This is a genomic window from Candidatus Margulisiibacteriota bacterium, assembly GCA_018822365.1.
Classification (GTDB): Bacteria; Margulisbacteria; WOR-1; order O2-12-FULL-45-9; family XYB2-FULL-48-7; genus XYB2-FULL-45-9.
Window position 1 is genome coordinate 12,254 of record JAHJKL010000027.1, and the last position, 24,737, is coordinate 36,990.

At 52.3% G+C, this 24,737-nt stretch carries 21 protein-coding genes and 1 other RNA gene; 15 read left to right on the forward strand and 7 right to left on the reverse strand.

What is annotated here, in order from left to right; genetic code table 11:
* The first annotated feature begins 2 nt into the window (after positions 1–2).
* The 14 genes from KKF06_01570 (at position 3) to KKF06_01635 (ending at position 14,376) form a co-directional block, all read left to right on the forward strand.
* Positions 3–1,166 (forward strand): hypothetical protein, encoded by a 1,164-nt coding sequence (locus tag KKF06_01570; GenBank protein ID MBU1616456.1) that lies wholly within the window; start codon positions 3–5, stop codon positions 1,164–1,166.
* Between the two features lie 61 nt (positions 1,167–1,227).
* Positions 1,228–2,472 (forward strand): glutamate-5-semialdehyde dehydrogenase, encoded by a 1,245-nt coding sequence (locus KKF06_01575; GenBank protein MBU1616457.1) that lies wholly within the window; start codon positions 1,228–1,230, stop codon positions 2,470–2,472.
* Positions 2,472–3,089, forward strand: a complete 618-nt coding sequence (nadD, locus tag KKF06_01580; protein ID MBU1616458.1) for a nicotinate-nucleotide adenylyltransferase — start codon at positions 2,472–2,474, stop codon at positions 3,087–3,089. The genes KKF06_01575 and nadD overlap by 1 nt, the downstream gene beginning before the upstream one ends.
* Before the next feature lie 2 nt (positions 3,090–3,091).
* On the forward strand, positions 3,092–4,351 hold the full coding sequence (locus KKF06_01585) for an insulinase family protein (GenBank protein MBU1616459.1): 1,260 nt from the start codon (positions 3,092–3,094) through the stop codon (positions 4,349–4,351).
* Positions 4,345–4,797, forward strand: a complete 453-nt coding sequence (gene dut / locus KKF06_01590) for a dUTP diphosphatase (GenBank protein ID MBU1616460.1) — start codon at positions 4,345–4,347, stop codon at positions 4,795–4,797. Before KKF06_01585 ends, dut begins: the two co-directional genes overlap by 7 nt.
* Position 4,798: 1 nt before the next feature.
* Complete coding sequence (gene dapB, locus KKF06_01595; GenBank protein MBU1616461.1) at positions 4,799–5,461, forward strand: 4-hydroxy-tetrahydrodipicolinate reductase; 663 nt, start codon at positions 4,799–4,801, stop codon at positions 5,459–5,461.
* A 7-nt stretch (positions 5,462–5,468) separates the two neighbouring features.
* Positions 5,469–5,930 (forward strand): SsrA-binding protein SmpB, encoded by a 462-nt coding sequence (smpB, locus tag KKF06_01600; GenBank protein ID MBU1616462.1) that lies wholly within the window; start codon positions 5,469–5,471, stop codon positions 5,928–5,930.
* Positions 5,920–6,102 (forward strand): hypothetical protein, encoded by a 183-nt coding sequence (locus tag KKF06_01605; protein ID MBU1616463.1) that lies wholly within the window; start codon positions 5,920–5,922, stop codon positions 6,100–6,102. The genes smpB and KKF06_01605 overlap by 11 nt, the downstream gene beginning before the upstream one ends.
* Positions 6,099–6,572 carry a DUF1186 family protein gene (locus KKF06_01610; protein ID MBU1616464.1) on the forward strand — a complete coding sequence of 158 codons (474 nt, stop codon included), beginning with the start codon at positions 6,099–6,101 and terminating at the stop codon, positions 6,570–6,572. The genes KKF06_01605 and KKF06_01610 overlap by 4 nt, the downstream gene beginning before the upstream one ends.
* A 77-nt stretch (positions 6,573–6,649) precedes the next feature.
* Positions 6,650–7,079: a transfer-messenger RNA gene (gene ssrA, locus KKF06_01615) on the forward strand.
* Positions 7,080–7,367: 288 nt separating this feature from the next.
* Positions 7,368–8,957 carry a glycosyltransferase family 39 protein gene (locus KKF06_01620; GenBank protein MBU1616465.1) on the forward strand — a complete coding sequence of 530 codons (1,590 nt, stop codon included), beginning with the start codon at positions 7,368–7,370 and terminating at the stop codon, positions 8,955–8,957.
* Between the two features lie 171 nt (positions 8,958–9,128).
* The gene (locus KKF06_01625) at positions 9,129–11,426 is read left to right on the forward strand and encodes a hypothetical protein (protein MBU1616466.1); all 2,298 of its coding nucleotides are present in this window, start codon (positions 9,129–9,131) and stop codon (positions 11,424–11,426) included.
* Between the two features lie 4 nt (positions 11,427–11,430).
* Positions 11,431–12,210 carry a class I SAM-dependent methyltransferase gene (locus KKF06_01630; GenBank protein MBU1616467.1) on the forward strand — a complete coding sequence of 260 codons (780 nt, stop codon included), beginning with the start codon at positions 11,431–11,433 and terminating at the stop codon, positions 12,208–12,210.
* 21 nt (positions 12,211–12,231) lie between these two features.
* Positions 12,232–14,376 carry a GAF domain-containing protein gene (locus KKF06_01635; protein MBU1616468.1) on the forward strand — a complete coding sequence of 715 codons (2,145 nt, stop codon included), beginning with the start codon at positions 12,232–12,234 and terminating at the stop codon, positions 14,374–14,376.
* On the opposite strand, the gene KKF06_01640 is transcribed toward KKF06_01635, so the two are convergent.
* The gene (locus KKF06_01640; protein MBU1616469.1) at positions 14,373–14,843 is read right to left on the reverse strand and encodes a response regulator; all 471 of its coding nucleotides are present in this window, start codon (positions 14,841–14,843) and stop codon (positions 14,373–14,375) included. The two genes, KKF06_01635 and KKF06_01640, sit on opposite strands and share 4 nt — an antisense overlap.
* A gap of 81 nt (positions 14,844–14,924) precedes the next feature.
* Between KKF06_01640 and KKF06_01645 the strand changes: the two genes are divergently transcribed.
* The gene (locus KKF06_01645; GenBank protein ID MBU1616470.1) at positions 14,925–16,049 is read left to right on the forward strand and encodes a putative glycoside hydrolase; all 1,125 of its coding nucleotides are present in this window, start codon (positions 14,925–14,927) and stop codon (positions 16,047–16,049) included.
* Here KKF06_01645 and KKF06_01650 read toward each other — a convergent pair.
* The 6 genes from KKF06_01650 to KKF06_01675 form a co-directional block, all read right to left on the reverse strand.
* Positions 16,046–16,405, reverse strand: a complete 360-nt coding sequence (locus tag KKF06_01650; GenBank protein ID MBU1616471.1) for a hypothetical protein — start codon at positions 16,403–16,405, stop codon at positions 16,046–16,048. The genes KKF06_01645 and KKF06_01650 overlap by 4 nt on opposite strands.
* 320 nt (positions 16,406–16,725) lie before the next feature.
* Entirely contained in the window at positions 16,726–18,831 is a 2,106-nt protein-coding gene (locus KKF06_01655) for a hypothetical protein (GenBank protein ID MBU1616472.1), read from the reverse strand.
* A gap of 34 nt (positions 18,832–18,865) precedes the next feature.
* Positions 18,866–19,963, reverse strand: coding sequence for a hypothetical protein (locus KKF06_01660; GenBank protein ID MBU1616473.1), 1,098 nt, complete (start codon positions 19,961–19,963; stop codon positions 18,866–18,868).
* Positions 19,964–20,080: 117 nt separating this feature from the next.
* A complete protein-coding gene (locus KKF06_01665; GenBank protein MBU1616474.1) occupies positions 20,081–20,731 on the reverse strand; it encodes a hypothetical protein in 651 nt (216 codons plus the stop codon).
* Between the two features lie 261 nt (positions 20,732–20,992).
* Positions 20,993–22,945 (reverse strand): PorV/PorQ family protein, encoded by a 1,953-nt coding sequence (locus tag KKF06_01670; protein ID MBU1616475.1) that lies wholly within the window; start codon positions 22,943–22,945, stop codon positions 20,993–20,995.
* A gap of 14 nt (positions 22,946–22,959) precedes the next feature.
* Positions 22,960–24,651, reverse strand: a complete 1,692-nt coding sequence (locus tag KKF06_01675; protein MBU1616476.1) for a cadherin-like domain-containing protein — start codon at positions 24,649–24,651, stop codon at positions 22,960–22,962.
* Positions 24,652–24,737: the final 86 nt, after the last annotated feature.

The window sequence follows — 24,737 nt, forward strand, 5'->3', positions numbered from 1 at the left end:
TAATGAAAAAAATAACCGGATTTGCAATTATTTCTTTATTTTTAGCCAATTGTCTGGTTGGTCTTGCCTTTGCGCAGGTGGCAACGCCTGCCGCGCAACTCAAGTTCATGACCCCCGGTTATTGGGTGGTCGGTAATTGCCCTGACACCAAGACCGGTGCGGGGGGAGATGTTTTGGCCGATGGCCGGGTCGTTTACTTCTTTGAGAACGAAACCGAGCTGGCTAACGGAAATTATGTCACCACCACCATTTTTGGCACCAAGTTCATGGTCAACGCCATGTCGATCTGGCCGGCGGTTTTAACGGTTGGCAAGACATATAAGGTCGCGACCGAAAAAGGGACCGATAATTATGGCGCTAATCCGACCGATGTGGCAATTTCCGGCAGTGGGTGGGATCAGGTAGACCTAACATTGATTTTAGGCGGCGGGATAAACGCCCCAACCGGTGGAGCTGAAATGGGGATGAAGATCTGGTTCGGCAATCGGCTCTACCAGCCGGCTCTGGTCGCCAAAGGTGATCCGTTCGTCGTCTCTCCCAATCCGACGATCAAAGTTGACCTGTCGGTCAGCGAGCCGCATACCCTTTCCGATAATGTCAGCGATTACCAGATAATTTTGGACCCGCAGTCAACCAGCCCCAAGACCTTCCAGATGGAAGCGTCATCGGTGACCAGCAAGACTTTGGCCTCGGCAACCGAATCGATCCGCGCCTTGAGCCTGAAATATACGGTCGCCGAACCGCTGACCGACGGCGTTCACACTTTCGCCGTCTCGGCCAAGACCGCCGCTTCCGGCGGCCTCCAGGCTACTATGACCAGCTATTCCACTGTTGAAGTTATGGGGGGGCCTCTCCGACTGGTCGGCACGCCGCTGACCTACCCAAGCCCATACAGTATCCCGCGGCATAAAACGGTTACCATCCAATACGGCTTGTCTGCCGATGCCAATATCGAGATCTATATTATTGGGGTAGACGGGACCAGGATCAAGCATTTTGTTCTCCCCGCGGCAACAGAAGGGGGCTCGGCCGGCGTTAACAAAGTAACCTGGGACGGGACCACCGATCAGGGGTATAAGGCCGGTAACGCCATCTACGTCGGGACCATTGTCGCCAGGGACGAAGGGCGGCTCCTCGGCAAGTTTAAGCTGACGATCGTTAATTAATCACGAATTATCAACTCGAATGCGTTAATACGGGAACCAATGATTGTGTTATAATATCTTCATGTCACTCGAAAATATAGGCCAGAAAGCAAAAAATGCCTCGCGAAAATTAGCCGTTACCTCTGAAAATACCAAGAATTATGCCCTTGCCAAAATGGCCGAAGCGCTGGCAGCCAACGCAGAATATATTCTTAAAGCTAATTCTCTTGACCTTGAAGCTGGGGAAAAGAAAAACATATCAACTGCGCTGCTCGACCGGCTGGCCCTTGACGGGAAACGGATCAAAGCGATGGCCGATGGGTTAAACGTTGTCAAAGGGCTTCCTGACCCGGTAGGAGAGGTTATTGGCGAGTGGAAGCGTCCCAATGGGCTAAAGATCAAAAAAGTCCGCGTACCGCTCGGTGTAATTGGCATTATTTACGAAGCAAGGCCAAATGTGACCGTTGATTCCGCCGCCCTCTGCCTCAAAGCGGGGAACGCGGTAATATTGCGCGGCGGCTCTGACGCTATTCGGTCCAATCTAGAATTAGCCAGGATCATTGCCGAAGCGGCTTACTCGGCCGGGATCCCCGATGGGGCTGTCCAGCTGATCGAAGATACCGAACGCTCGTCAGCGGAAGAGCTGATGCGGGCCAGAGAATATGTTGATGTCCTGATCCCGCGCGGCGGCAAGAACCTGATCCAAACCGTCGTGCAAAAGTCGACCGTTCCGGTGATCGAGACCGGCGAAGGGAACTGCCATGCTTACGTAGAAAAAACAGCCGACCTGAAAATAGCCGTTGAAATAGTCAATAACGCCAAGGTCTCCCGTCCGTCGGTCTGCAACGCGATCGAAACCCTGCTGGTCGACGAAGCGGTCGCCGGTAAATTCCTCCCTATGATCAAAGAGAAGCTTGATGCCGCTTATGTTGAATTGCGCGGCTGTGACAAAACCAGGCAGATCATTTCGGGGATCAAGGCGGCGACCGAAGAAGATTGGGGGACCGAATATTTGGGGTTGGTCCTGGCGGTCAAAGTGGTGGCAGGGGTTGAAGAAGCGATCGCTCATATTAACAAATATGGGACGAAACACTCTGAAACAGTTATTAGTAAGGATAAAGAAGCGTTGCGCAAGTTTTCTGCCGAAGTCGACGCGGCGGCGGTCTACGCCAACGCTTCGACCCGGTTTACCGATGGCTTTGAATTTGGTTTTGGGGCCGAGATCGGGATCTCGACCCAAAAACTCCACGCCCGCGGCCCCATGGGACTCCGGGAGCTGACCTCGTATAAGTATGTGATCGAAGGGAACGGACAGATCAGGGCCTGATGGAAAAAATAAAACGGATCGGTATTATGGGCGGGACTTTTAATCCGATCCACCGCGGACATCTTGCTCTGGCGGCGGCAGCCAAAAAAGCCTTCCGGCTGGAACGGATCATTTTTATCCCTTCCGGGACGCCGCCCCACAAAAAACCGGGCGAGGTTTTGGACAAGGAGATCAGGTATCGGCTGGTCAAAATGGCGATCCGCGGGAAAAAGAAGTATTATCTCTCCAGGATCGAGCTTGACCGGCCGGGATATTCGTACGCGGTCGATACTTTTATAACTTTAAAAAAACTATTTGGGCCAAACGCGAAGCTTTATTATATAATGGGGCTTGATTCGATCAACGAGCTCCTTTCCTGGCGAAAACCGCTTGAGCTTTTTAAGCTGTGCGAATTTATCATCGGAACGAGGCCGGGTTCAAAGATCAGGTCGTTTAGGAGATTGCTGAAGTTCCCTCCATTGCAGAAAGAAGCGGATAAATTGAACCTGATCGAGCTCAAGGAGGCGATCTCCGCCTCGGATATCCGCCGCCGGATCAAAGAGGGGCGGGGGACCGGTCGCCTGGTGCCAAAAGTGGTTGCCGGATATATTGCCAAAAAAGGGCTATATAAAGGATAAATATGACTATTCCCAACGCTAAAAAAACAGTTTTGCCAAACGGGGTCAGGGTTTTAACCGAAGAGATCCCCTCGATCCGTTCGGTTGCCATGGGGATCATGGTTGGAGCCGGCTCCGGGAACGAGACCAACCAGGAAGCGGGGATCTCCCACTTTATTGAGCATATGATGTTCAAAGGGACCCCAAAACGGAGCTCTTTCCAAATCGCCCACGCCCTCGATTCGGTCGGCGGTAAAATGAACGCTTATACCAGCAAAGAAGTGACCATGTATTACGCGGTTGTCCTGGACCAGCACCTTGAGGTAGCGGCTGATGTGCTGGGGGATATGTTCATTAATTCAATTTTTGATCCCAAGGAGATGGAAACCGAAAAAGGGGTTGTCCTGGAAGAGATCAAGATGTACGAAGATACCCCGGACGAGCTGATCCACGACCTGTTCGCGGAAAAGATCCTCCATGGGCATCCCTTAGGGAAGCCTACTATCGGTTTTAATGAAACGGTCGGGGCGATTGCCCGCGAAGATATTCAAAAATACCGGCAAAGGCTCTACACCCCTAACAACATTATCGTTTCACTGGCCGGAGCGGTTCCCAAAAATGCCATGGACCTGCTGCTCCCGTATTTTGGCGGGATATCCGGGGGAGAGTTCAGGCATGAAGGGGCCAAGGCGGAGATCAAAGCTAATGTTTTTCTTAAAAAGAAAAAGACCGAACAGGCCCATCTTTGCCTGGGGGTCAAAGGGCCTTCCCATCGGGACAAAGATAGGTATGCCTATTCAATTATGGACAATGTTTTAGGGGGGACCATGAGTTCCCGTCTCTTTCAGGAGGTCAGGGAGAAGCGGGGTTTGGCTTACGCCATCTATACCGCGTCATCTCCTTTCCGCGATTTCGGCCTTTCTTATGTTTACGCCGGAACCGGGAAAGAGACTCTGGGTTATGTGATCGAGCTGATCATTGAACAATACAAACAATTAAAAAAAGAGGGGATCACCAAAGAGGAGATGACCCGGGCCAAGGAATATATCAAAGGGTCAATGGTCTTGAGCCTGGAATCGTCATCTTCCCGGATGGGTTTTATGGCCCGCTCCGAGCTGTATCACGACCGGATCCAGACGGTTGACGAGATCTTTGCCGAGATCGACAAGGTCAAGCCTGACGATATTGTCAGATTGGCGAATCAGTATTTTAGGAACGAAGAGCTTTCTCTGACCGTTATTGCCGACCTGGATGAACTGCCGCTCAAGGAATTAAAATGTTAAAAGTTCAAGTCAAGGTTTTGCCCCACGGGTCGGGTTTGCCGCTTCCCAAATACATGACTGATCATTCGGCGGGGATGGACCTCTGCGCGGCGGTTGAAAAGGAAGTTGTTATCCCGTCGGGGGAATGGAAACTGGTCCCGACTGGTTTGGCGATCGCTTTGCCGGAAGGATATGAGGCGCAGGTTCGGCCCCGCTCCGGTTTGGCGCTCAAGCAGGGAGTTTCGGTCCTCAACACGCCGGGAACAGTGGATGCCGACTACCGGGGAGAGGTTGGGGTGATCCTGATGAACCACAGCAAAAATGATTTGCTGATCAAGCGGGGGGACCGGATCGCCCAGATGATCATTAACAAGTTTGAGCGGATAGTTTTTGATGAAGTCGAAGAACTGTCGGTTACCGAGCGCGGCGCCGGCGGATTCGGTTCGACGGGAAAAAGGGAGAAATAACATGGAAAAAATTAAAGTTATCGTCAATGGAGCAAAAGGGAAAATGGGGCTGGAGACGGTTAAAGCGGTCCAGAACGAGACCGGCCTGGAACTGGTCGCCCGGACCGATATTGGGGATGATCTGGCCAAAGTGATCAAGCAGAGCGGAGCGGAGGTTGTGGTCGACTTTACTCATCCGGCGGCGGTTATGGAAAATATTCGTTTGATCCTGGGGAGCGGAGCGCATGCCGTTGTCGGCACGACCGGTTTGACCGATGACAACCAGAAAGAAGTTAAAGGGTTATGTGAAAAGCACAAAGTTAACTGCCTGATCGCCCCGAACTTTGCCATCGGCGCGGTCCTGATGATGCTTTTTGCCAAGGAAGCGATCAAACATATGCCGAAAGCGGAGATCATTGAGTTCCACCACGAGCAGAAAGCGGACAAGCCGTCCGGTACCGCCATCAAGACCGGCCACATCATGGGGAAAGAGGTCCCGATCCATTCGGTCCGCCTTCCCGGCCTGGTCGCCCACCAGGAAGTGATCTTTGGCGGTTTGGGGCAAACCCTGACCATTCGCCACGATTCGATCTCCCGCGACTCCTTTATGCCCGGAGTGATCATGGCGGTCCGTAGGATCAAAGGGCTCAAGGGTTTGGTCTACGGCCTGGAAAACCTGTTATAATTGAGGTGTGGAAAAGTATTACAAAGTAGTTTCGGATAACCGCAAAGCGCGCTTCGATTACATCATTCTCGAGGTCTACAAAGCAGGTTTAGTTTTGACCGGGAATGAGGTAAAATCTGTCCGGTTGGGAAGGGTCAACCTTCAGGACAGCTATGGGCGGGTTGAAAACGGCCGGATAATGTTATATGGTATGCACATCAATCCGTACGGCCAGGCGGCAAATAGCGACCCGCTCCGGTCGCGCCAGGTTTTGCTTAACAAGCAAGAGCTGGTGAAATTGACGGGGAAAGTCGCCGAAAAAGGATTGACCCTGGTCCCGCTGAAAATATATTTTGACGGTAATTGGGCCAAGGTTGACCTGGGAGTAGCCAAGGCCAAAAAGAAGTACGAAAAACGTGAAGCAATTAGACGTAGAACAACTGAAAGAGAAATTGAAAAAGCTATTAGAGGAAAAAATAATGATCAATAAAACTGCCAGAACTTATACCGTTTCCGATCTGTATAAAGAAGCGGCCCAACTGGTCCAGGGGGAGTTCAAGGGGTTGAAGGACAGGCCGCTGACTCCTGCGGAACAGACCAAGTCGGAGGAGCTGGCCAAATTGATCTCTAAAATGGCCTTGAAGGAGATGGACCTGTTATGATCGAGATACCGGGACAAAAGCCCTTTACTCCGCCGATCACTCCTAAAGAAGCGAAAGCGGTAGATAAAGAGGCGACCGAACAGACAGCGCAAAAACCAGCCTCCATGCCCAAAGGGCCGATCCCCCAGGGGATAGGGCGCGGGCCGGAGCTTGATGCCCAGGCGATCGCCACCCGGCTGGCGGTATTGGCGACCGAAGCCAAAGAAAAAGAGCTTAAGTTCGAGGATATTATCGATCGGGCGATCGCCGAAACTGGGATGACCAACGCCCAGGGGGCGATGGAAGAGGTCAACCGCCGGATCCAGCAGGAGATCGAGGCGGAGATCGACAAGATCAAAGATAACAAGGACCTGATGGAAGAAGCCGAGAGCTGGCAGGAGTTTGCCGAGACCCTCTCGCGGATGAACAAAGAGCAGGTTGAGTCTTTCATGGGACTGCTTCAGGAAACGATCAAAGCTAAGAGTTTTTAACGGCAAAGGCACAGGCACAGGGGGAAATTTGCTTCCTGTGCCTTTGCCTGCGCCTGAATTTGCGGAGCAAATTTCCCGGGGCTGTAAGGGTTTTGACGGGGAGTTGTGGTTGCGTGAGTTGCGAGCCGAGGATGTCATCTCACCTCGTAAAACATGGTGGCAACGTTCAAACGCGAACGTACAAACATTAATTGCAGACGCGCGTGAAATGGGTCTCGATGCCTTCAAGCAATTGATCGGCTATCAGCCCGCTCCCGCTCTGCAAGCTGCTTAATAACTAAGTAGCACGTCTTCCGAATTCGCCGATAGGTTCGGGTCAAGATGTTATTTTGTCGGATACCTGGCTGGTCCCGCCGGTTGGCAAGCCGGGGAAACAATAAAGCGGCTAGTCCGGGAGCCTCCTCGTTTAAGGAAAAGTTCCGGATGAAATAATAATTGAAACTACGCTCGTAGTGGCTCCCGTAATTGCCTTTCCGGACAGGGGTTCGACTCCCCTCAGCTCCACCAATTTCCGGGGTTCTCCCGATGGACATTATAATAAAATAATTATGAAATCATCGGGATCCCGTCCATTCATTTTAATTTAATAATGTGCGACGGGAGACTCCCCTCAGCTCCAATTTGACTGACAACTCGGTGTTTCGCGCCTACAACTAACGACCAACAACTTGTTGTTTTTATATGATAATCAGTTGTCGGTGGTAGCGAGTCACGACGCAAGGCGGGACGAGCGTCTTGTTCGTTGTCGGTTATTATCCCCTTGACCATGGACGCTTACCCCCCTATAATACCCACATGCGGTTTACATCTTTTCAAAAGGGTCTGCTTGTCGCCCTCCTGGTTATTGTTGCTTTTCTTTCTATTATATTCGTCAATGGGATCCTGCTTGGCGACGCTTTTTCCAAAGAAGAGGCCCAGCACGCGATCTACGGTTTGTGGCTTTATAAGGATATTCGCGCTCTGGACTTTGGCGCTTTTTGGTACGACACCCAGCGGCAAATGTTCTGGCCCTTTCTCCATTCCTGGTTCCTGTCGGTAACTTTCTTTTTCTTCGGGGTCACTTTTGCCGCCGCCCGGTTTTTGAGTTTTCTGATCTTTATCCTGACCCTCTTTTTTATTTATCAGGCGTCGCTCCAGCTTAGCCGAAGGTCAGGGCCGTTGATCGGCCTTATGGCGGTAGCGCTTGCTTTGTCATCGCCGATCATGATCAACTACGCGACGCAGAGCACCCTGGAGGGGCTGGGCGCTCTAATATTTTTGGTCGCTTATTATTTCTATATCAGCACCGAGGACCGCAAGTCGCTGATCAACTATGTGTTTTTGGCGATCCTGGTTGGCCTGTCGATTTACACCAATTACCTTTACGCGTATTTCATGATCCCGGCCTTTCTGGTCGTTTCTTTTGCCAAGCTGGGGCCGGTCTTTGTCGAGGTTCGGGCTCTTAGTAAAAAAGGAGAGCATGCCGCTTACCCCTTTCTCTGGTGGGCATATCGCAAGCTGATCTTTATTACTGTTCTTTTGGTTGTTGCCGGCGCCTGGTTCTTTACTTCCGCCTTCGCCCGAAAATTCCTCCTTTTTCTGCAGGCAATTTTCCGGTATTCCGGCGGTGAATCGATTGATGGTCTTTTGCCGGCACTGTTTTACTATCCCCGGATGATCATTGAGCACTATTCCTTCTCTCCCTGGCTTGGCCTGCTGATCGTGGTTGCCCTGTTTCTCCCTTTTACCGCTTTCCATTACTGGAAAACCAACAAGCTCTACACCTTTATCTGGACGGTTTTGATCCTGGCGACCATGACCGTTCCGACCAAAGCTCCACAGTTCATTTACATTATCGCTCCGTTCCTTTTTATGGTCGCGGCCTCGTCTTTCTTTTATTTTATCGAGAAATATGACCTCAAGGCCAAACGGGTCCTGATCGCCCTGCTGCTCCCGGCCCTGATCTCTTTGCCTGCGCTGTTTGGCTTATACTTTCCTCAGCGGCCGGCGGAGAACATGACCGGGGTCTTGAGGTATTTCCGCCAGAGCGTCCTCCCCAGGCATCCGGTCGCGATATCCGTTAACCTTCAGCATCTAAACTCTGAAGTGGTCAATTTTTATTTCTGGGACTGGAATGCCCCTGTTTTGGCCGATACCGCCGCCCAGGAAGGGCAGCTTTTCCAGTCGGCCCGCTACTTTTTTGCCCTTGAGCTGGACGAGTGCAGCCCCGTCCATTTGGATGTTTTGGACGACTCGCTTTTCCGCTGGAACGCTTTTTTAAGCGATAAACTGAAAAATAATGAGGTTTCGGAGCTTTCGATGCGTCATTTTGCCAGCTTAGGCTTGACCGCCAAGATCTACGAGAAAAAAACACCGTTATATACACCTAAAAACCCTCTTTATTAACAAGGTTCTTTCCCGCGGCAATTTTCAATTAAAGTGAAATTATCCCCTGTCTTTATCGACAAATGTTAGGACCTAGTCTCAATTGACCGTCTAACCGCGGAATTCTTGCCCGCCGGCAGGAGGGAATTCCGCGGTTAAATAGATTAAGCGAAACAAAGAAGGAACGCGTTAATGGCAAACACTATTAGCAGACTACATTCTCTTGGCCGACAGTATTGTAATTTTGGCCGGGAACGTTTGGCGGCCGGCAATACCGGGGCCAGGGTCAGTTTTCCTGATAAAGCGGCTTGGAAGTACCTGCCGGTTGGCATTTATTATCATTTGGTCAGCAATATTGTCAGCCGTTTGATTGATCATTCAAGCCAATCCCCCTTCGGTGCGCCGGTCTACGCTTCTGTTGCGGCGATGACCCAAAAAACAAGGTCCGTATTAGAAGATCCACCTGTTTTGAAAATGACCAACCGGGTCCCCCTAAGAGATAGCCATACCGCCCCGGGACATCTGACCGGCGAAGCCAAACGGATGGTCAGGATCATCAGAGAGCTGACCCGCCGGGATAACGGGGTCTTTACCAGGGAACAATTCAACAATTACTGTGTAATGGGGAATTTTACTGTTGATCATCTGGCCCTTTTCAACCATCTGCTTAGCGAGAATATGGTCCGCCTCGTTGACAATCAAAAAACCGAATATTTTGAAGTTGTAGATCAGGTCGAGTGGATCTCCAGCAACGCGACCCAGATCAATGTCAACGGAGAGATCATGAGCCTGCGTAAAGCCCTTCAGGGGGTATACACTATCCATGAGGTCATCAACATTGCCGCGCAAACCCTGGACGTGCTATGGGGGAACTCCCGGGTCTATCTATACGACCCACAAAGCGGGACGGCTACCCTGGCGATCAGCAGCGGCGACCGTGACAATGCCGACTCGCATTATCAGGGGGGATGGATCCCGCTTAGGAAGTTGAACGCCGAAGCGGAGCGGCGGTTTATTTCCAACGGGCGGACGCTTTCTGTTGTTGATCTGAAAGAGGAGGCTAGCCTGCACAAAGCCGACCGGGGAGAGGAGGCGATTACCGACCTGGTCTCAATCGAAGCGGATTACCAGAATTATAGTTTGCCCGACGGCAACCCCGGAAAAATGGTTTACGGAGTTTTTTCTTATACCCCCGACCAGGTTGAACAACGCTTTGCCGATGACCTGGAAATGAAGCGTAAACACAGCATCTGGGCCCTCTGGACCGCTTCCAACCGGATACCGAACGATGAAAGAGGCCGGGACCTGGCGGCCAGATACCCGGCGCTGATGACCGCCGAACCGCTTTCCGCCAATAACCGGCCCCAGGATGTCGCTGCAAAACTTTATAACATGGTCTTGCGGGAGGTCGCCCAGCGGATCTCGGAAATTTGCGGCGGACGGGGAATCAGGGAGGTGTGGGGGGCAGAAGAGCGCTCGATCGCTAAAGAAGAAGATACCGGCAGACGTCAAATTGTTGCGCACCCGGCCGGCCTTAGCGTGGTCTCGCTGGTTGTGAATGGGAACCAAAACCTCGCTTTTAATCTTGTTCCCCAGCTTACTACGGAAGAAAAAATGGAGCTTCTTAAAAGAGGGCAATTATTCGAGATCAATGGGATGAGGGTGAGGCTTTACGAGTATCCCAGGGATAAGTTTAAGGAGGATGAAATCCCCAGCATAACAAATTGGATCCGCGATGCCATTATTGCGGTTTATGACGGGACCGAATTGGCCAGGGGAAAATCAAAAGAACAGATGATCAGGGAACTTTCACTTGAAGACCGACTGATGTATGAACGGGTTATCGCATCCCGATATACATTTTTGATTGAAGGGCCTCAAGGGGAAGAGCATAATATTCAGGGAGTGGTATCGTTCAATATTCTTCAGTTAAATGATGGCAAACAAAGTTATGAGGTTTTAAAAATTCCAGAGGCAATGATCCAACCGGCAGCGCGCGGCCGGCGCCTTCAAGTCGCCCTGACCAGGCTTATTGCCAGCAGGGTGTTGCGTAAATATCGGATGGATAGTGGCTTTGGCAAGGGGTTTTGGCTGGCTTTGACCAGGGGGATAATTCTTTACGCGACGACTCAAAGCTTAAGAGTAATGAAAGACTTCTCTCGCTCTTCCCGTTTCTCTATGAAGAGGGTCCTTAATGGAAAGACGCTAACCGAAGAAGAAAAAGCGATCATTAATGTCGGTTCGTCCGGGAAGGCTGATGAATATGGCATTGAAAGAAATGCCTATGGAGGGATGATCAGAATAGATGAACAAGAGAGAGGAGTTGGGGTTTTTGGCAGAAAAATGGATGAAAAACTAAGACACTGGCTTGATGAAAAAGTCGGCTCCAATGGACGTATCCACCTTCTTGGCTACTTTACTATCTGGGCGAGCATTCGTTCCTGGTTTTCGGTTGTGATGAGGAGATTTTCCGGAGAAAAAAAGGATTGATCAAGTGATTCTATCAGTAGCCATAAATAAAAGTTTTTGGAGACTATACTTTAAAGTATATGATCGGAACCAATCCGAACCATATTTGCGCTTAATAAAAGATGGCGCGCGAAAATTAGTTAAAAATCCGATCGGTAAATATCTAGAGCTTGGCTGTGGTTCAGGCAATCCAACTTTGGAAATTGCCCGCAGATTGAAGGCCGCGGGTGACGTTGTCGGATTAGACTCTTCAACCGATGCCATTGAGTTAGCTCAAAAAAAAGCGTCAGCGGAGAAACTTGGGAATATCACGTTTGTCTTGGGCGACATGGGAAAGGCGCTCCCTTTTGCTGATGAGTCGTTTGATGGGATATTGGCCAACAATTCGTTTTATTTGGTCAGTGACCCGCAAAAAACATTGATTGAAGTGATACGTTTGCTGAAACCCGGCGGTTCTTTCTTGATGACCAACCCCAAAGAAGCCGCCAGCTCTTCGGCGATCTTCAGAGAACATCTGGCAATTATGAAAGAGCGCTATTTTTACAGGTATGGCGCTGTGATTGGCGGGGTCGCTCTGGCGGGGCACACCGCGCGGGCGTTATATAATTACAGCCTCCTCCTCCCTTTTCAGTTGGTTTTGAAATATAGCTATAAGATCGAATCCCACTTCTGGCCGGCCGAAAAATGGGAGCAGGTCATAGAAGAGGCGCGGCGAGCTTCTCCTTATCCCTTTGCGGTCAGAGGCCCCTTTGACGCTTACGCCGGGCAGAACCACACCTATATTATTGATAGATTGCCGCGATAATTCGGGTTATAATACCGGATCATGGCCCTAAAACCGGAAATTAACAAGCAGTTATTGAACTTTGTTTTATTCTTTTTCTTCGCGTTAGCTATATTGGGGACCGCCTTTATTGTTTATTACAAATTTGATCCACTTACAATTCCCAGCTATTATTTGATTTTATCGCAAATATTGCTGGGTTTATTTATCTTGATCAATAACCCGGCAAATCAGATTAATTTATATTTCTTCCATTTTCTCTTATTTATGGCGACCTGGAATTTCCTGGCTTCGATAATTATTCATTCTCCGTTGGATACGCCAATGTTCTGGGGAGATTGGTATGTCTACGTTGCCGCTGTTTTAATGACCTTATTTTTAATGTTTTTTACCATGGTTTTTCCTCAACGGAAGCCTTACTTTACTCAATTGAGTAAAGTTCTTTTCTTGGTCTTGCCTCTGTTCATAATTGTTTCAATCCTGATCAGCCATGAATATATAATTAGTGGGATTATCTTGGAGCGGGGGATTAGGACCCCGCTCCCGGGAAGCGGTTATAATACCTTTGTTTTTTACATTATATTTTATATTGGTTTGGTCGTTTTTAATCTTGTTCAAAGTTATTTGCGGGCCGGCAATTTAGAAAAACTCCGTCTCTTTTATTTATTAATTGGGGCATTGATCTCGATCAGTGGTTTTATGATCACAAATCTTTTCCTGCCGATCATGGGAGTTGCCGATCTTGAATGGATGGGGGCCTGGTTTACCTTGATTTTCGCGGCCTTTACCGCTTACGCGATCACCAAGCACCACCTCCTTGATATCTCGATCGTCATCAGCCGGTTCTTTGCCGAGCTTATTACGATCGCGATCCATGCTTCATTTTATCTCCTTTTTGTCTGGGGTTTTCTCGCGTATGTAGGGACGACCATCAGCTGGGTCTTTTTGACCCTGACGATCATTTTTGGCATATTTGTCGGGCAGACACATCATAACCTCCGGGTCTTTATCCAAACGACCTCCGACAAGTTATTCCTGCGGGGTAAATACAATTATTACCGGGAGCTATCTGACGCGACGACCAGGGTAGGGGAGAAAATGTCGCTGACCGAGATCCTCAAGGTCTTGTACAGCACCTTTTACAATGTCGTCGAGATCTCTGACCCAAAAATATATCTCCCGGAGTATTTTTCGGAGCTTGAAAAAAGATCAACCTGTTACCAGATCTACGACAGAGAAAACTTTGCTCCTCAGCCAAACAGCTGCGAAGTTCTGGCCGACTCGCCGTTAGTTGCCGAAATGCTGAAAAAGAGAGGTCCGCTCTTTGACGTCAAAGAGATCGACTCCGCCCTGGTCGTTCCCTGCATCCTGGAGAGTCGACTGATCGGCTTCTTTGCCCTGGGTCGCAAGCTCTCCGAAGACGCCTACACCGACGAAGATCTCCGCCTTCTGCAGGTATTGGCAAACCAGGCGGCGATGGCCCTGGACCACACCCGCTCATACGAGAAGATCAGGAACGAATTGGAGGCGGTGGAGCGCCAACTGGAGCGCTCCCAGCGGCTTGCGTCGCTCGGGACCCTGACCGCCGGCGTAACCCACGAGATCCGCAACCCCCTGACCGTGATCAGGGGAGAGACCGAACGGCTGGTCAAAGAGCCGCGCGACATAGAGTATTTAAAAAACTTCCGGGAACTGTTGCTGCGGCATATTGACCGGATCTCCGGCATTGTCAACCGGATGCTTGACCTGGCCAAGGAAAAAGCCAAGGAAAGAAAGCCGGTCGACCTGAACGAAATGATCGAGGCCTCCCTGACCCTGATCTCTTTTGGGAAAGTGAAGCTGGAGAAAGAAATGGGGGAGATCCCCAGGATCTCCGGCGATCCGGAGGCGCTGCAGGAGGTCTTTATCAACCTTTTTCAGAACGCGATCGAGGCGATGCCCCAGGGAGGGAAGATCATGGTGAAGACTTTCCAGGAGAATAACCGGGTCGTGGTCGAAGTGAGCGATACCGGGAAAGGCATTCCAGCGGATCTAAGGGAGAAGATCTTTGACCCGTTCTTTTCAACGCGGCATGAAGGGGTTGGGCTGGGGCTGTCGATTGTCTACCGGATAATCCGCGAACACGACGGCGACATCTCCGTCGACAGCGAAGTGGGGAAGGGGAGCACGTTTAGGCTTACCTTTTAGCTCTTCTTCTTGAATTCTTCTCTTTTCTCAATATGTTTTTCAAAGGTATTCAGCACCATGCTGGTGTCTTTCCCCTCAAAAAACTTGTCGACAGTGGCGAGGAGCTCATCGCTTTTGAACGGTTTTTTTATGTAGTTAATGACAAAGCCGGAGGTGGCGCGGTCCCACTTTTCCTCGTCTTCCCAGGCGGTCAGCATGGAGATGCCGATATCTTCGCCAAAGTCCTTGCGGATCTTTTCCAATAACTGGAGGCCGTCAACTTCGGGCATCTTGATGTCGAGAAAAACGAGCCGGATCTTGTTGCCTCCAAGGCCGAGAAAGCTCCGGTTTTTGGACAATTTATCCAGCGCTTCTTTGGCCGAGTAGGCGGTCAGGACCTCGTACTTGCCGGTATCCCTGATCGTGTCGGAAATAACGTTCGCGACATCGACTTCATCATCCACAACCATAATTATTGGCTTTGCCATATTAAATCACGCTCCGTGGGATAAATTTTCTCATGAAACGCCCAGATAGTCAATCGATCCCCTATTTGATACAATACTCGAATGAGGAATAGTTTGCGTCTGGCCGGTTTGGCCGGTTTGGTTGTTTTTGCGGTTTTAATTCTGTTGATCCCTCTGATCTATCCAAAGCTGGCAGAGAGCAGTGACCACCCCGATCTGCCGCTTAAGGTTAAAAAAAAGGCCGATAAAGGGATCTATATTACCTGGTATGTCGCTCAAACCCCGAAAATGCTGGACCGCTTACTTGCCCGGGCCAAAGAGTGCGGTCTTAACACGATCGTAGTAGATGCCAAGTTTGCCCTTTCTCCGCCGCTTTTGGAGTTGCTTAAAAAGAGAGAATTGACCGAGAAAACTGTCGCGACCGCCGATCCCTGGCTGTCGGAATTTACGGCAAAACTCCACGAGCAGGGGTTTATTGTCTCTACCCGGCTGGTGGTGTTTAAGGACGACCACCTGGCGCTGGCCAGGCCCGACCTGGCGGTCAAGGTCCCGGGCGGGGGGTATTACCGGGATTTAAAAGAGGGGAAATGGGCCGATCCTTATTCGAACGAGGTCCGGCTCTACAATGAATTGGTGGCCGAGCGGGCGGCCGCTTCGGGGGTTGACGAGATCCAGTTTGACTACATACGCTTCCCAGCCGAGGGGAGGGCCAAGCACGCCTATTATCCGCACGAAAAAAACGGTATCAGCCGGGTTGATATTGTTTGCGAGTTTTTGGCCGGGGTCAAGAAGCGGCTGGAGAGGTACAATGTCTCGCTGGCGGTTGATATTTTTGGTATTGCTGCCTGGCAGCAGCCAGTCGATGTGCAGAGCCTGGGGCAGGACCTAAAGCGGATGTCTGCCTATCTTGACGTCCTCTCGCCCATGCTCTACCCGTCTCATTTTCACGCGGGCTACGATGGTTATGATAATCCGGGGAGTTATCCCTATCATTTCATGAGCCAGGGAGTAAAAAAATCACTCGATATTTTGTCCGGAGAAGCGACGACCCTGGTCCCGTGGATCCAGGGATTCAACCTTCGCTCCCCTAACTTTGGGGCAAACTATATCTTAGAGCAGGTTAGGGCCGCCAAAGAGCTGGGGGTAGACCATTTTCTGGTCTGGAACGCCTCCAATAATTACGAAACGACCTTTGCCGCCCTGCGGCGACGCCCATCAAGCCCTTAATTACCCTGGGTAAGCGAACGGAGCGGGACGGTGAACGTAATGACCGGGTGGCCGCGCAGATCGGTCGGAAAAGTTATATTACCAAGCAATTGCCTGATCCTGCTTTCTGGTATGGCATCTGATCCTGGCGCGTGCCAGGCTCCGGTTGCCGATTTCAGGGTGAGCCGCCCATTGGCATCCACCTGAATTTTCAGGCTCAAGCCACCATGACCCTCAAGACGCCTTAATGCCTCTTTTACCAGGTTGACCGCTCGGGTAGTTTTGCGGTCATCACCGTAGCTGATCTCTTCGACGGGAGCCGAGGACGGGTCGGGAGTGATTGTGACCGGCCCATCGTCACCGATTTGTCCCAACATTCCGGTTCCGGTCGTTGTTTGGCGGCGGGCGATATTAGCATCAACAGGGTTGTTGATGTCAATGTCTACGCTATCGGCATTGGCGCCGGCGTCGTGCTGGGTGATCCTATAAAAATGAGGGGCTGAACTGCTGGCAAAACGGATCCGGAGGAATTCGCCTTCGCGGCCGGCGATAGTGTAAATAGGCTCTTCACTGCCGCGGCCATTGACATACTTGGCCTTGCGGTTGGTCGCCGTGGCGAGCGGGAGAGCGGGCCTTGACGGTGTTGACGGCGCTACCGGAGCGCTCGATCCGGTCGGAGCCGGTTGGGCCGGTCTATTTAATGGCTTTTTTTTTCAGATTCGGTGCCAACCGAAACGGTGGCGCTTCCCGCTGCCGGGACACTGGCTCCGCGGACATTGAGCGGCCGCTGGAACGAAGGCAGGGCACTGTTAGGGGTCAGATACCTGGTCGGTGTTCCCATTGGGAGAAGCGGGGATGAATATGGTCCAACCCGGCTTTGGCCTTTGTAGACTTCTCTTCCAAAGAACAAGGCGGTTGCCCCTCTGACCAGATCGTAGGTGAGCATTCCGGTCACTCCTCCACCATTGTCGGCGATCTGCAGATGAGCTCCGAGCGGCGCCAGGAACGGCAGGCTTTCGCCAAATTCAGTGAAGTATGAGGCTTGCAGGAAATTCCTGCTTTCGTCAACATAGTGATTTGGCGCGATATGACCTGCCCAGATTTCCGGGCGGCCCCAGGGGAACAAGGCGCCGATACTAACGTCGGTCAAAGCGACCGCGTTCCATGCGTAGTCGCCGTCGCCGAGTGTTTCGCGGCCAATGTTAAGCTGGGCGTAAGGGTGCCACCGGTGGTTAGGGAATGCTCCCGTTAAACCAACAGCTTGGGCGCCGACCCTTTCTTTATAATCTTCTCCAGCCAGGGTGTCGGGGGTTGATTGCTCTCCCCAAACGACCTGAGCGTAACTGAGGGTCAGGCTAAGGTCGCCAACCGGATTGAAAGCGAACTGTCCTCCGGCTCTAACTGTCCGACGGGTCCCGTCGTAGCTGCCGCCGTAAACTTCAATATGGTTCAGCGAGAAAGCGGTCCGGTCATGCTCGACAAAAGCCCCATAGCTGGCGCGGTCTCCAATAAAGCCGCTGGAGGCGAGGCCAAAAGTGGCGTTGGTCGCGTCACCGGTCGGGAACTGGCGGGTTGACTCTTCGGCGTGGGTCTTGCGCCCGCTGGCCAGAACGTAGGCTCCCGGCTGTAGGCCGCGGAAAAACGCGTAGCGGACGCCGACACCGGCGCCGGCGTCGGTAAAGCGGTTGCCGTCAAAATCGGTAGCGAAGGTCGCCTGAAGAGGGGCGACAACTTCCAGACGGGGGCTTTCGATGATCCCATTAGGCCCGACCACACGGATCAAAACCGCGGGGGCGAGTCCAAAGTTGGAGTAAGAGCCAAGGGTGACCGGGGCATCGTCTCCGGGGACTGTGCCGAGGCTCAATCTAAGCCGTGGATTGACCATTCCCGGGGTATCTTCGGTCCCGATATAGCGCCGCCAGGATGGGAGCTGGTTGCCGGTGTTGCCGGTGGTTCGCGGCCGGACCGGTGTTTGCGCTGGTCTATCAGGGAGGCTGGGGGTTACGGTTAATGGATTAGGGGCGGTAGCGGAAAGCTGGTCCGCGTGCGCCGTTGAAGCGATCTTGACGGTCAAATTGCCCGGTGTGGTGTTTGCCGGCACGGCAATGCTAAAAGTAACCGTTCTTTTGTCTTCAGAAACACTGATATTGGAAACAGGGATGCTGACCGGAGTGCTTCCGTTAGCAAAGGTAATGGTCGGCTCATCAGGAAAATTGAAATTCGCGCCGGTTAGCGTTATTTCTTTGGTCTCGCCTTGCCGAACAGTGGCCGGGGCCATGGCAGAGATCGACGGGAGCTGATATCGTTCCCAGCCGCAAGCCTTGAGAACCACGTCATCGAAGGTCGAGCTGTATTGTTCAAGACGGGAATTGGATTCGAGCTGGGCTATCATTTGACGGACGCGCGGGGTCGCGGTCGCTCTTAACCAGGCGGCAAAATTACGCAATTCTCTGGGGGCAGAGGTGCCCAGACCTTCGATCGCTTTGATCGAAGCGGCGATAATATTGTCGAATTTCGCGCGCTCACGATTTCCGCAAGCGGACGCGACCTCACTATCAAAGGTGGCATTGTATTGAGTAAAGGCTGTTTGGTCATGTTCAAGCCGGGCCATCATTTGGCGCACTCTGGGGGTTGCGATGGTTTGCAGCCAGCTTCTGAATGAAGCTAGCTCCGAGGGAACAGGGTCCGCGCCGATCGAGCGAATGGCCTCGGCGACGATATCGTTAAAGTTGGCCCGCTGCGGTGATCTGACCTGAATATAAATGGGATTACTTTCTGATACGGTTCCGGTTGGTGGCGTCATATTACTTTTACCTCTCTTTTATTATTCATTATTATTAGAAATTGCATTTTGAGTCGCTCGGGTTTCGGTCGCAAAAGCTTGGCGTCTTGGTTGGCGGCGTGGTGGCGACCGGCGGCACAGTAACGACCGGGGGGGTTACTGTCGCGGCGACCACTGGCCTGGAAGGACGATTGATCCTAAGATAATTATCCTCGTTCGCTACTTGAATTTGATTGTTTGCGCGTTTAACGTAAAGCTTGAGCGTTCGATTGAGAGGCTCCTGGACCCCGGGTGTAGCCGTAAATTCAATGGTAAAAACTGTTCCATCAGCCGCCATGTTGCGGCCGGTTCCCGGGACCGTATAGTTGGCATCATGATTTTCAATTGTTTTAATGACCCCGGATAAACCGCGATTACCGAGGTTGAGGACGTAATCGCTGATGTTTGTCGGGAGGTCTTTGCCATTGAGGACCAGGGTAACGGTTATGGTTTGCCCCGGCGTGATATTGTTGGTTGAACAAGGGAAATTAGCGTCGCAGACGCGCAAGCCGAGCACGGAAGATGCCGTCGAGGCCGGCGCGGCGGTAGAGGCTGTTGCCGGGGTCCCTGGATTGATGGCGTTTTTGATCATCTCGTCTGTGATCCCCATGTCAAGATTGGGGATCAGTCCGGTAGGGGAGGCGTTGCCGCCGGTTTCGCAGTAGCGGGTCAACAGGTTAAGCGAGTCGGGAGAAAGTTTGGCCAAAAGAGTCCCGTTCGAGGCGATCTTGCCAGCAATGTCGTTGATGGCCGCGGTCTGTTTGGCTGAGGGAGCAAGAGCAAGAAAATCCGCTCGATGGTCGCTTTCCAGAATAATATGCTCGGCAACCACATTGGCCAGGGTCCTTTTTTGGCCGTTAACTGTCAATTCGGTGGCCAGGAGCGGGTTGTTTGGCGCCGTGGGGATCAGGGTCCCGTCTGCCGAACGAGCGCCGCAGATCGACTGGTTGAGCATCACATTGCTTTCGACAATGAAATGGTAATTGCCGCTCGGGAGCTGGCCGGAGACGTGGTTTTTGGGGGCCGCTTTGCATCCGCCCAGCAGGGTCGTGGCCGTCAAAGCGAGCGGGGCGATCCTTCTGGTAATTCTAGTTATTAATGATGCGTGGCTCATATTCTCTTCTCCCCTATATATATCGTCAAAATTGCGTTGAAATTTCAGGCGTTTTCATCAAACCCGTTTTTCCCGCTAAAGTATTATCGTTAGGATCAGCTGAAAATTTCATCTGTTTTAGAAGTTGCACTTTGAGTCGCCAGGATTCAGGTCGCAAAAAGTGCGCGGGCGTGCTGGTGCTGGTGGTTTTTGGCCGGTTGATGTTGGAACAGGATTTGCAGGGAGAGCCAGATAGATATCGATTATCGAAAAGATCTTGTCAAGATTGCTTGATCGATCGTAAGCCATCAGGGCAACAGTGTATTTGCCAGGACGGGCGGCAAGCGTCACGTTGGAAATAGTTACTGTATTCCCGGAAATCGCGACGTTTTGGTCAAGCAGGGGGATGGGGGAAGTGTTATCGGCGGCAATAAGCCTGGCTGAGAACTTTAGATCATTGGGGATAGTTGTTCCGGCCGGGAAAGTAAAGACCAGGTTGGTTGAGCGGCCGATGGTAATGGGAGTTGGCAGGGTTGGGACAAGACCTTTTATTCCGTCCAAATGGGTCGCGACAATGGTCGCTCTCACGGTTGGAGCGGCGGTCGCGGTTGGACAAGCGGGGGTTGGAGCCGCCGGCAAGTTAACGCATCGGGCGTCAATAGGGGCCGATGATTTTTCGCAGCCAACACCGGAGCGCAACGCCAGAAGCATGGCGGCCGGAGCGGCAAACCGACGGACAAAATTAACAACCCGGGCGTGATTAGCAATTGAACTGGTTCTAATAGACATTGTTTTTCCTCCCAAAGATATTAATAAACTACCAAGTATCTATCGGGGGATAATGGGAAAAATTTCAGGCTATTTGGGGAAAGGGTGGAAGTAAAGGCGGGACAAAGGGCTCGGGCAAGGGAGGGAAAGAGGGCGGATAAGAGAGCGAGATAAAGACAACAAAAAAGCCCCGGGTTTTTACCCCAGAGCTCTTTAGATTCGACTGATTTAGTTTGTGGTTGGTGATTTAACCGCGGAATTAATTCCGCGGTTAATAGTTTTCTAATACAGCGAAGCCTTCAGTGTCGGGCGCTCCTGTGTGGTTGAGGGAACAAAGCCCTTTTCCCACTCATACAGGTCTTTGATCTTGGTGCTGGCAAGAGATGTCTTGGCCAGGACGTCGACCGCCTGGGAACGGAGCATCGCCTGTTTCGGGTTGAGCCGGTTGTCGGAGACAAAGTTCAGCATCCCGGCCGACTTGGCCGCTTCAATGTAGCGGGCGGCCCAGTGGTAGGCGGGAACGTCCCAGTATGGCTTGGCGTTGACCTCGGCCAGCGGGAGCTTGTCAAAACGGACCAGGACCGCGATCCCCTCCGCCTTGCTGATCTTGTTGTTCGGGCGGAACGATTTGTCCGGGTAGCCTTTGACCAGCCCTTCGCGCTGGGCAATTTCGACGTACTTGGCGGCCCAGAAATCAGGCTTGACGTCCTTAAATACTTGGCGGCCGCGTTCATCTTTGACATCGTAGCCTTTGGCCCTGACCAGCAGGGTGGCCAGTTCGGCCCGGGTGAGCGGCCGATTCGGTTTAAAATCGCCGTCCGGGTAGCCCTGGATCAGGCCGACGGTAGCATTGTTCTCGATCGGCATTTTGGCCCAGTACCCTTCAGGGACGTCGGCAAAAGAGGTCAGGCGGACAATGCGCAGGTCTTTGGCGCCGGCGTTCCCTTCGGTATCATAGGCTTTGACGACTAGCAGCTTTTTGCCGTACTGGTTGACCGGGACGTTGACCTGGAACTTGCCGTCCGGTGAAACTACCGCGTTGATGTCGTTGACCTTGACGGTCAGGTTCTTGGCGACGTCGGGAGTGATCCCTTCAACCCGTCCGGTGACCGCGACGTTGTCCGAATAGACGATCGACTTGTCGGCCGGGCTCTCGAGCAGGACGGTGTATTCGCGCTTTTTATCCTCGCCAAGGTAGCCGAACGAGAAGTAGTGGGTGGTGTTCTCGCCGATCTCGGAATATGGGTGGTAGGCGTAATTGAACTCGACCCCGGAGTAGCGGATGCCGATCCCGGCGGTCAGGTCGCTGTTGTCGCTTCCGACGCGCAGGGCCAGGTTCTCGACCGGCCAGAATTCGAGGCCGGTGTAAATGGCTGATGGCTTTTTGCTGCTCAGGTTGATGTCGCCGTCAACGGAGAGGTAGAGCTTGCGGGTAGCGTGGGTAAAATAAGCTTTGTTGCTTTCACCGATCAGGTTAAAACGCGAACCAAGCTTCAAGGTCGGGGCCAGGCTGTCGTCTGTCTGCCCGCCGCTGGAATTGAGCTTGCTCCCTACGAGGACGTTTTGGAAAACCCCGCCAAGCATGACCTGGTTGTTGACCGGGAAGAGGACCCCGAGGTCGGCGTTGAGCGCTGTTCCGCCAACGGTCGCGACATTTGTCCCTTCGCCGCCGACACTGATATATTTCAGGTTGGCGCCGAGCAGGATATCTTTATTGAAGTTTGAATTGAAAGCGCTTAAAAAGGTGCCGTATGAGAGTGTGAGGACATGGTTTCCCCAGCCCCCTGTTCCGAGTACATTGCCGGTCGAATCGGTGATCGGGATGCCGGAAAGGCGGGCGCTGGCAAAACCAAGGCCGAGGGTCGCTTTCTGGTTGATCGGATAGGCGCCGCTCAATACGCTGTAGCCAACGTCTCCCATGACGGACGAATACATGGCGCTGACCTTGGGTCCGGTGATCAGGGCGATCCCGGCCGGGTTAGCAAAAACCGCTTCGCCGTTTTCGGCAACAGCGACATATGCCCGACCCAGGCTCAACGCTCTGGCCCCAACCGCGATACCGGTCGGGTCGGCGATATAGCTGGCGGCGTGGGCAGGGGAAATAAGCTGTAAGCTGTAAGCGATAAGCAAGGCAAGCATCCCCTCACCCACCATTCGCCAGAGCGAATGGTCCCCCCTCTCCCTGTGGGAGAGGGGCCGGGGGTGAGGGTTGAGATAATTATTTACGTTGTTCATTTTTATGTCCTCCATTATCGTTTCACCACGAGGATCTTCCCTTTGGCCAGCAGGCTCTTGGTATCCTCGTTGACGACTCTTAAGAGATAGGCGCCGTTGCTGACCATTTGGCCCCATTGGTCGATCCCGTTCCAGGTGATCTGGCTGGCGGAACCAGTCGATTTATAGACCAGCTGGGCCGCCATGTCGTAGATGTAATAGCCGAGGCGGGAAGCGCCGCCGGTATTGCTGACGACAATATTGACCTGCTCGGTCAGCGGGTTGTACGGATTGGGGAAGATCTGGGCGACATCGCCCGCAGCTGAAGCGGTGACCTGGAAGTTTACCGGAGTCGAAATAAAGGTCGTAACCACCGATGGATCAGCGGCTGACGGAGCGGACACTTTGACGTCAACGGCGTAGAGCCCGGCGGCCAGACCGGCCGGCAGGATTGCTTCGATCGTGGTGTCGGTCCAGTTGAGGACCACCCCTTCGGTCAGGGCAGAAGTAGAAAGGGAAGTAAACTCAAGCGCGCGGCTGGCGCTGGTCGTGCTGTCGCGGAAACCGGTCCCTTCCACGATAATTCTGACCCCGGCCGGTCCTTTGGCCCGATCCGGGTCTGTCGCCAGCGAACCTGAACGATAGATATTGGTAATGACCGGTGAAGTTCCCGGAGTCGGCGGGATCGGCGGCGTTGATCCGCCAACGGTAATGTTGACCGTCGCGACGTTGGAGTAGGCTGTCCCGTCATTAGCCCGGTAAGTGAAGCTGTCGGAGCCGGTATAGCCGGTGGTCGGGGTGTAAGTGACCTGGCTACCGGAAACAGTGCCTAGACTGCCATGTGTCGGGTTGGAGACGATCGAGTAGGTCAATGGGTTGCCGTCCGGGTCGCTGGCGCTGAAGTTGACCGTGGTTGACGTGTTGCTGGCGGTGGAAGTTGTTACGTCATTGGCGGTCGGCGCATGGTTGACGCCGCCGGAAGCGTTAACAGTAAAAGTGACGGCATTACTGGCTGAAGCCCCTGGATTAGTAATAGAAACAGTCCGATCTCCCGTGGTGGCCGAGGCCGCGATACTGATGTTAACCGTTGCCTGGGTCGCGCTATTTATAGTTGTTGAATTGATCGTGATCCCGGTTCCGCTGAACGCGGCGGTGGCGCCATTCTGGATATTGGTTCCAGTTAATACGACCGCCAGATTGCTGACCTCCTGGGTCCCGTTGTTCGGGTTGATCCCGCTTAAAGTTGCCGGGGTAACGGCGGAAGAGATGTTCACTGTTGTGGCAAAGCTTGCTGGTTTGTAAGTATAAACAAAACCGGAGCCGACACTACTTGGGATCGAGGTCCCATAGTTTCCCGAAGGACTCCCGGTTCCGTTCCAGGTGTCCCAGGCCCGGATGTAGATGTAATTGCTTTGCGTAATATTGCAGGCGCCGGAAAAGTTGCCGGCGGCAGAGAGCGTTCCGGAAGAGATGACCGTGTCGCCAGCCGGCAGGCCGGTGGAGCTGTTTGGCGCTCCTGCAGTGTTATCGGTTGATTGGATAAGTTGCACGTAGCGGCCAGCGGGTAAAAGGGTCCCTCCGACCCCGGTGTTATTGTAGATCTGATTGGCTGGTGAATTAGTGTTGTTGCAGGAAACTGTGACAGCGGTGGCATTGGCAATACCAGTAAAAGCGACCAGTGATAACCAGACAACTAACATGGTCCCAAGGAATTTTTTAATTTTCATTATCATACCTCCGAGTATACTTGAATCCAATAAAACTAATTATGCACTCGGAGGTACTATTTATGTCGACAATTATATCAAGACTA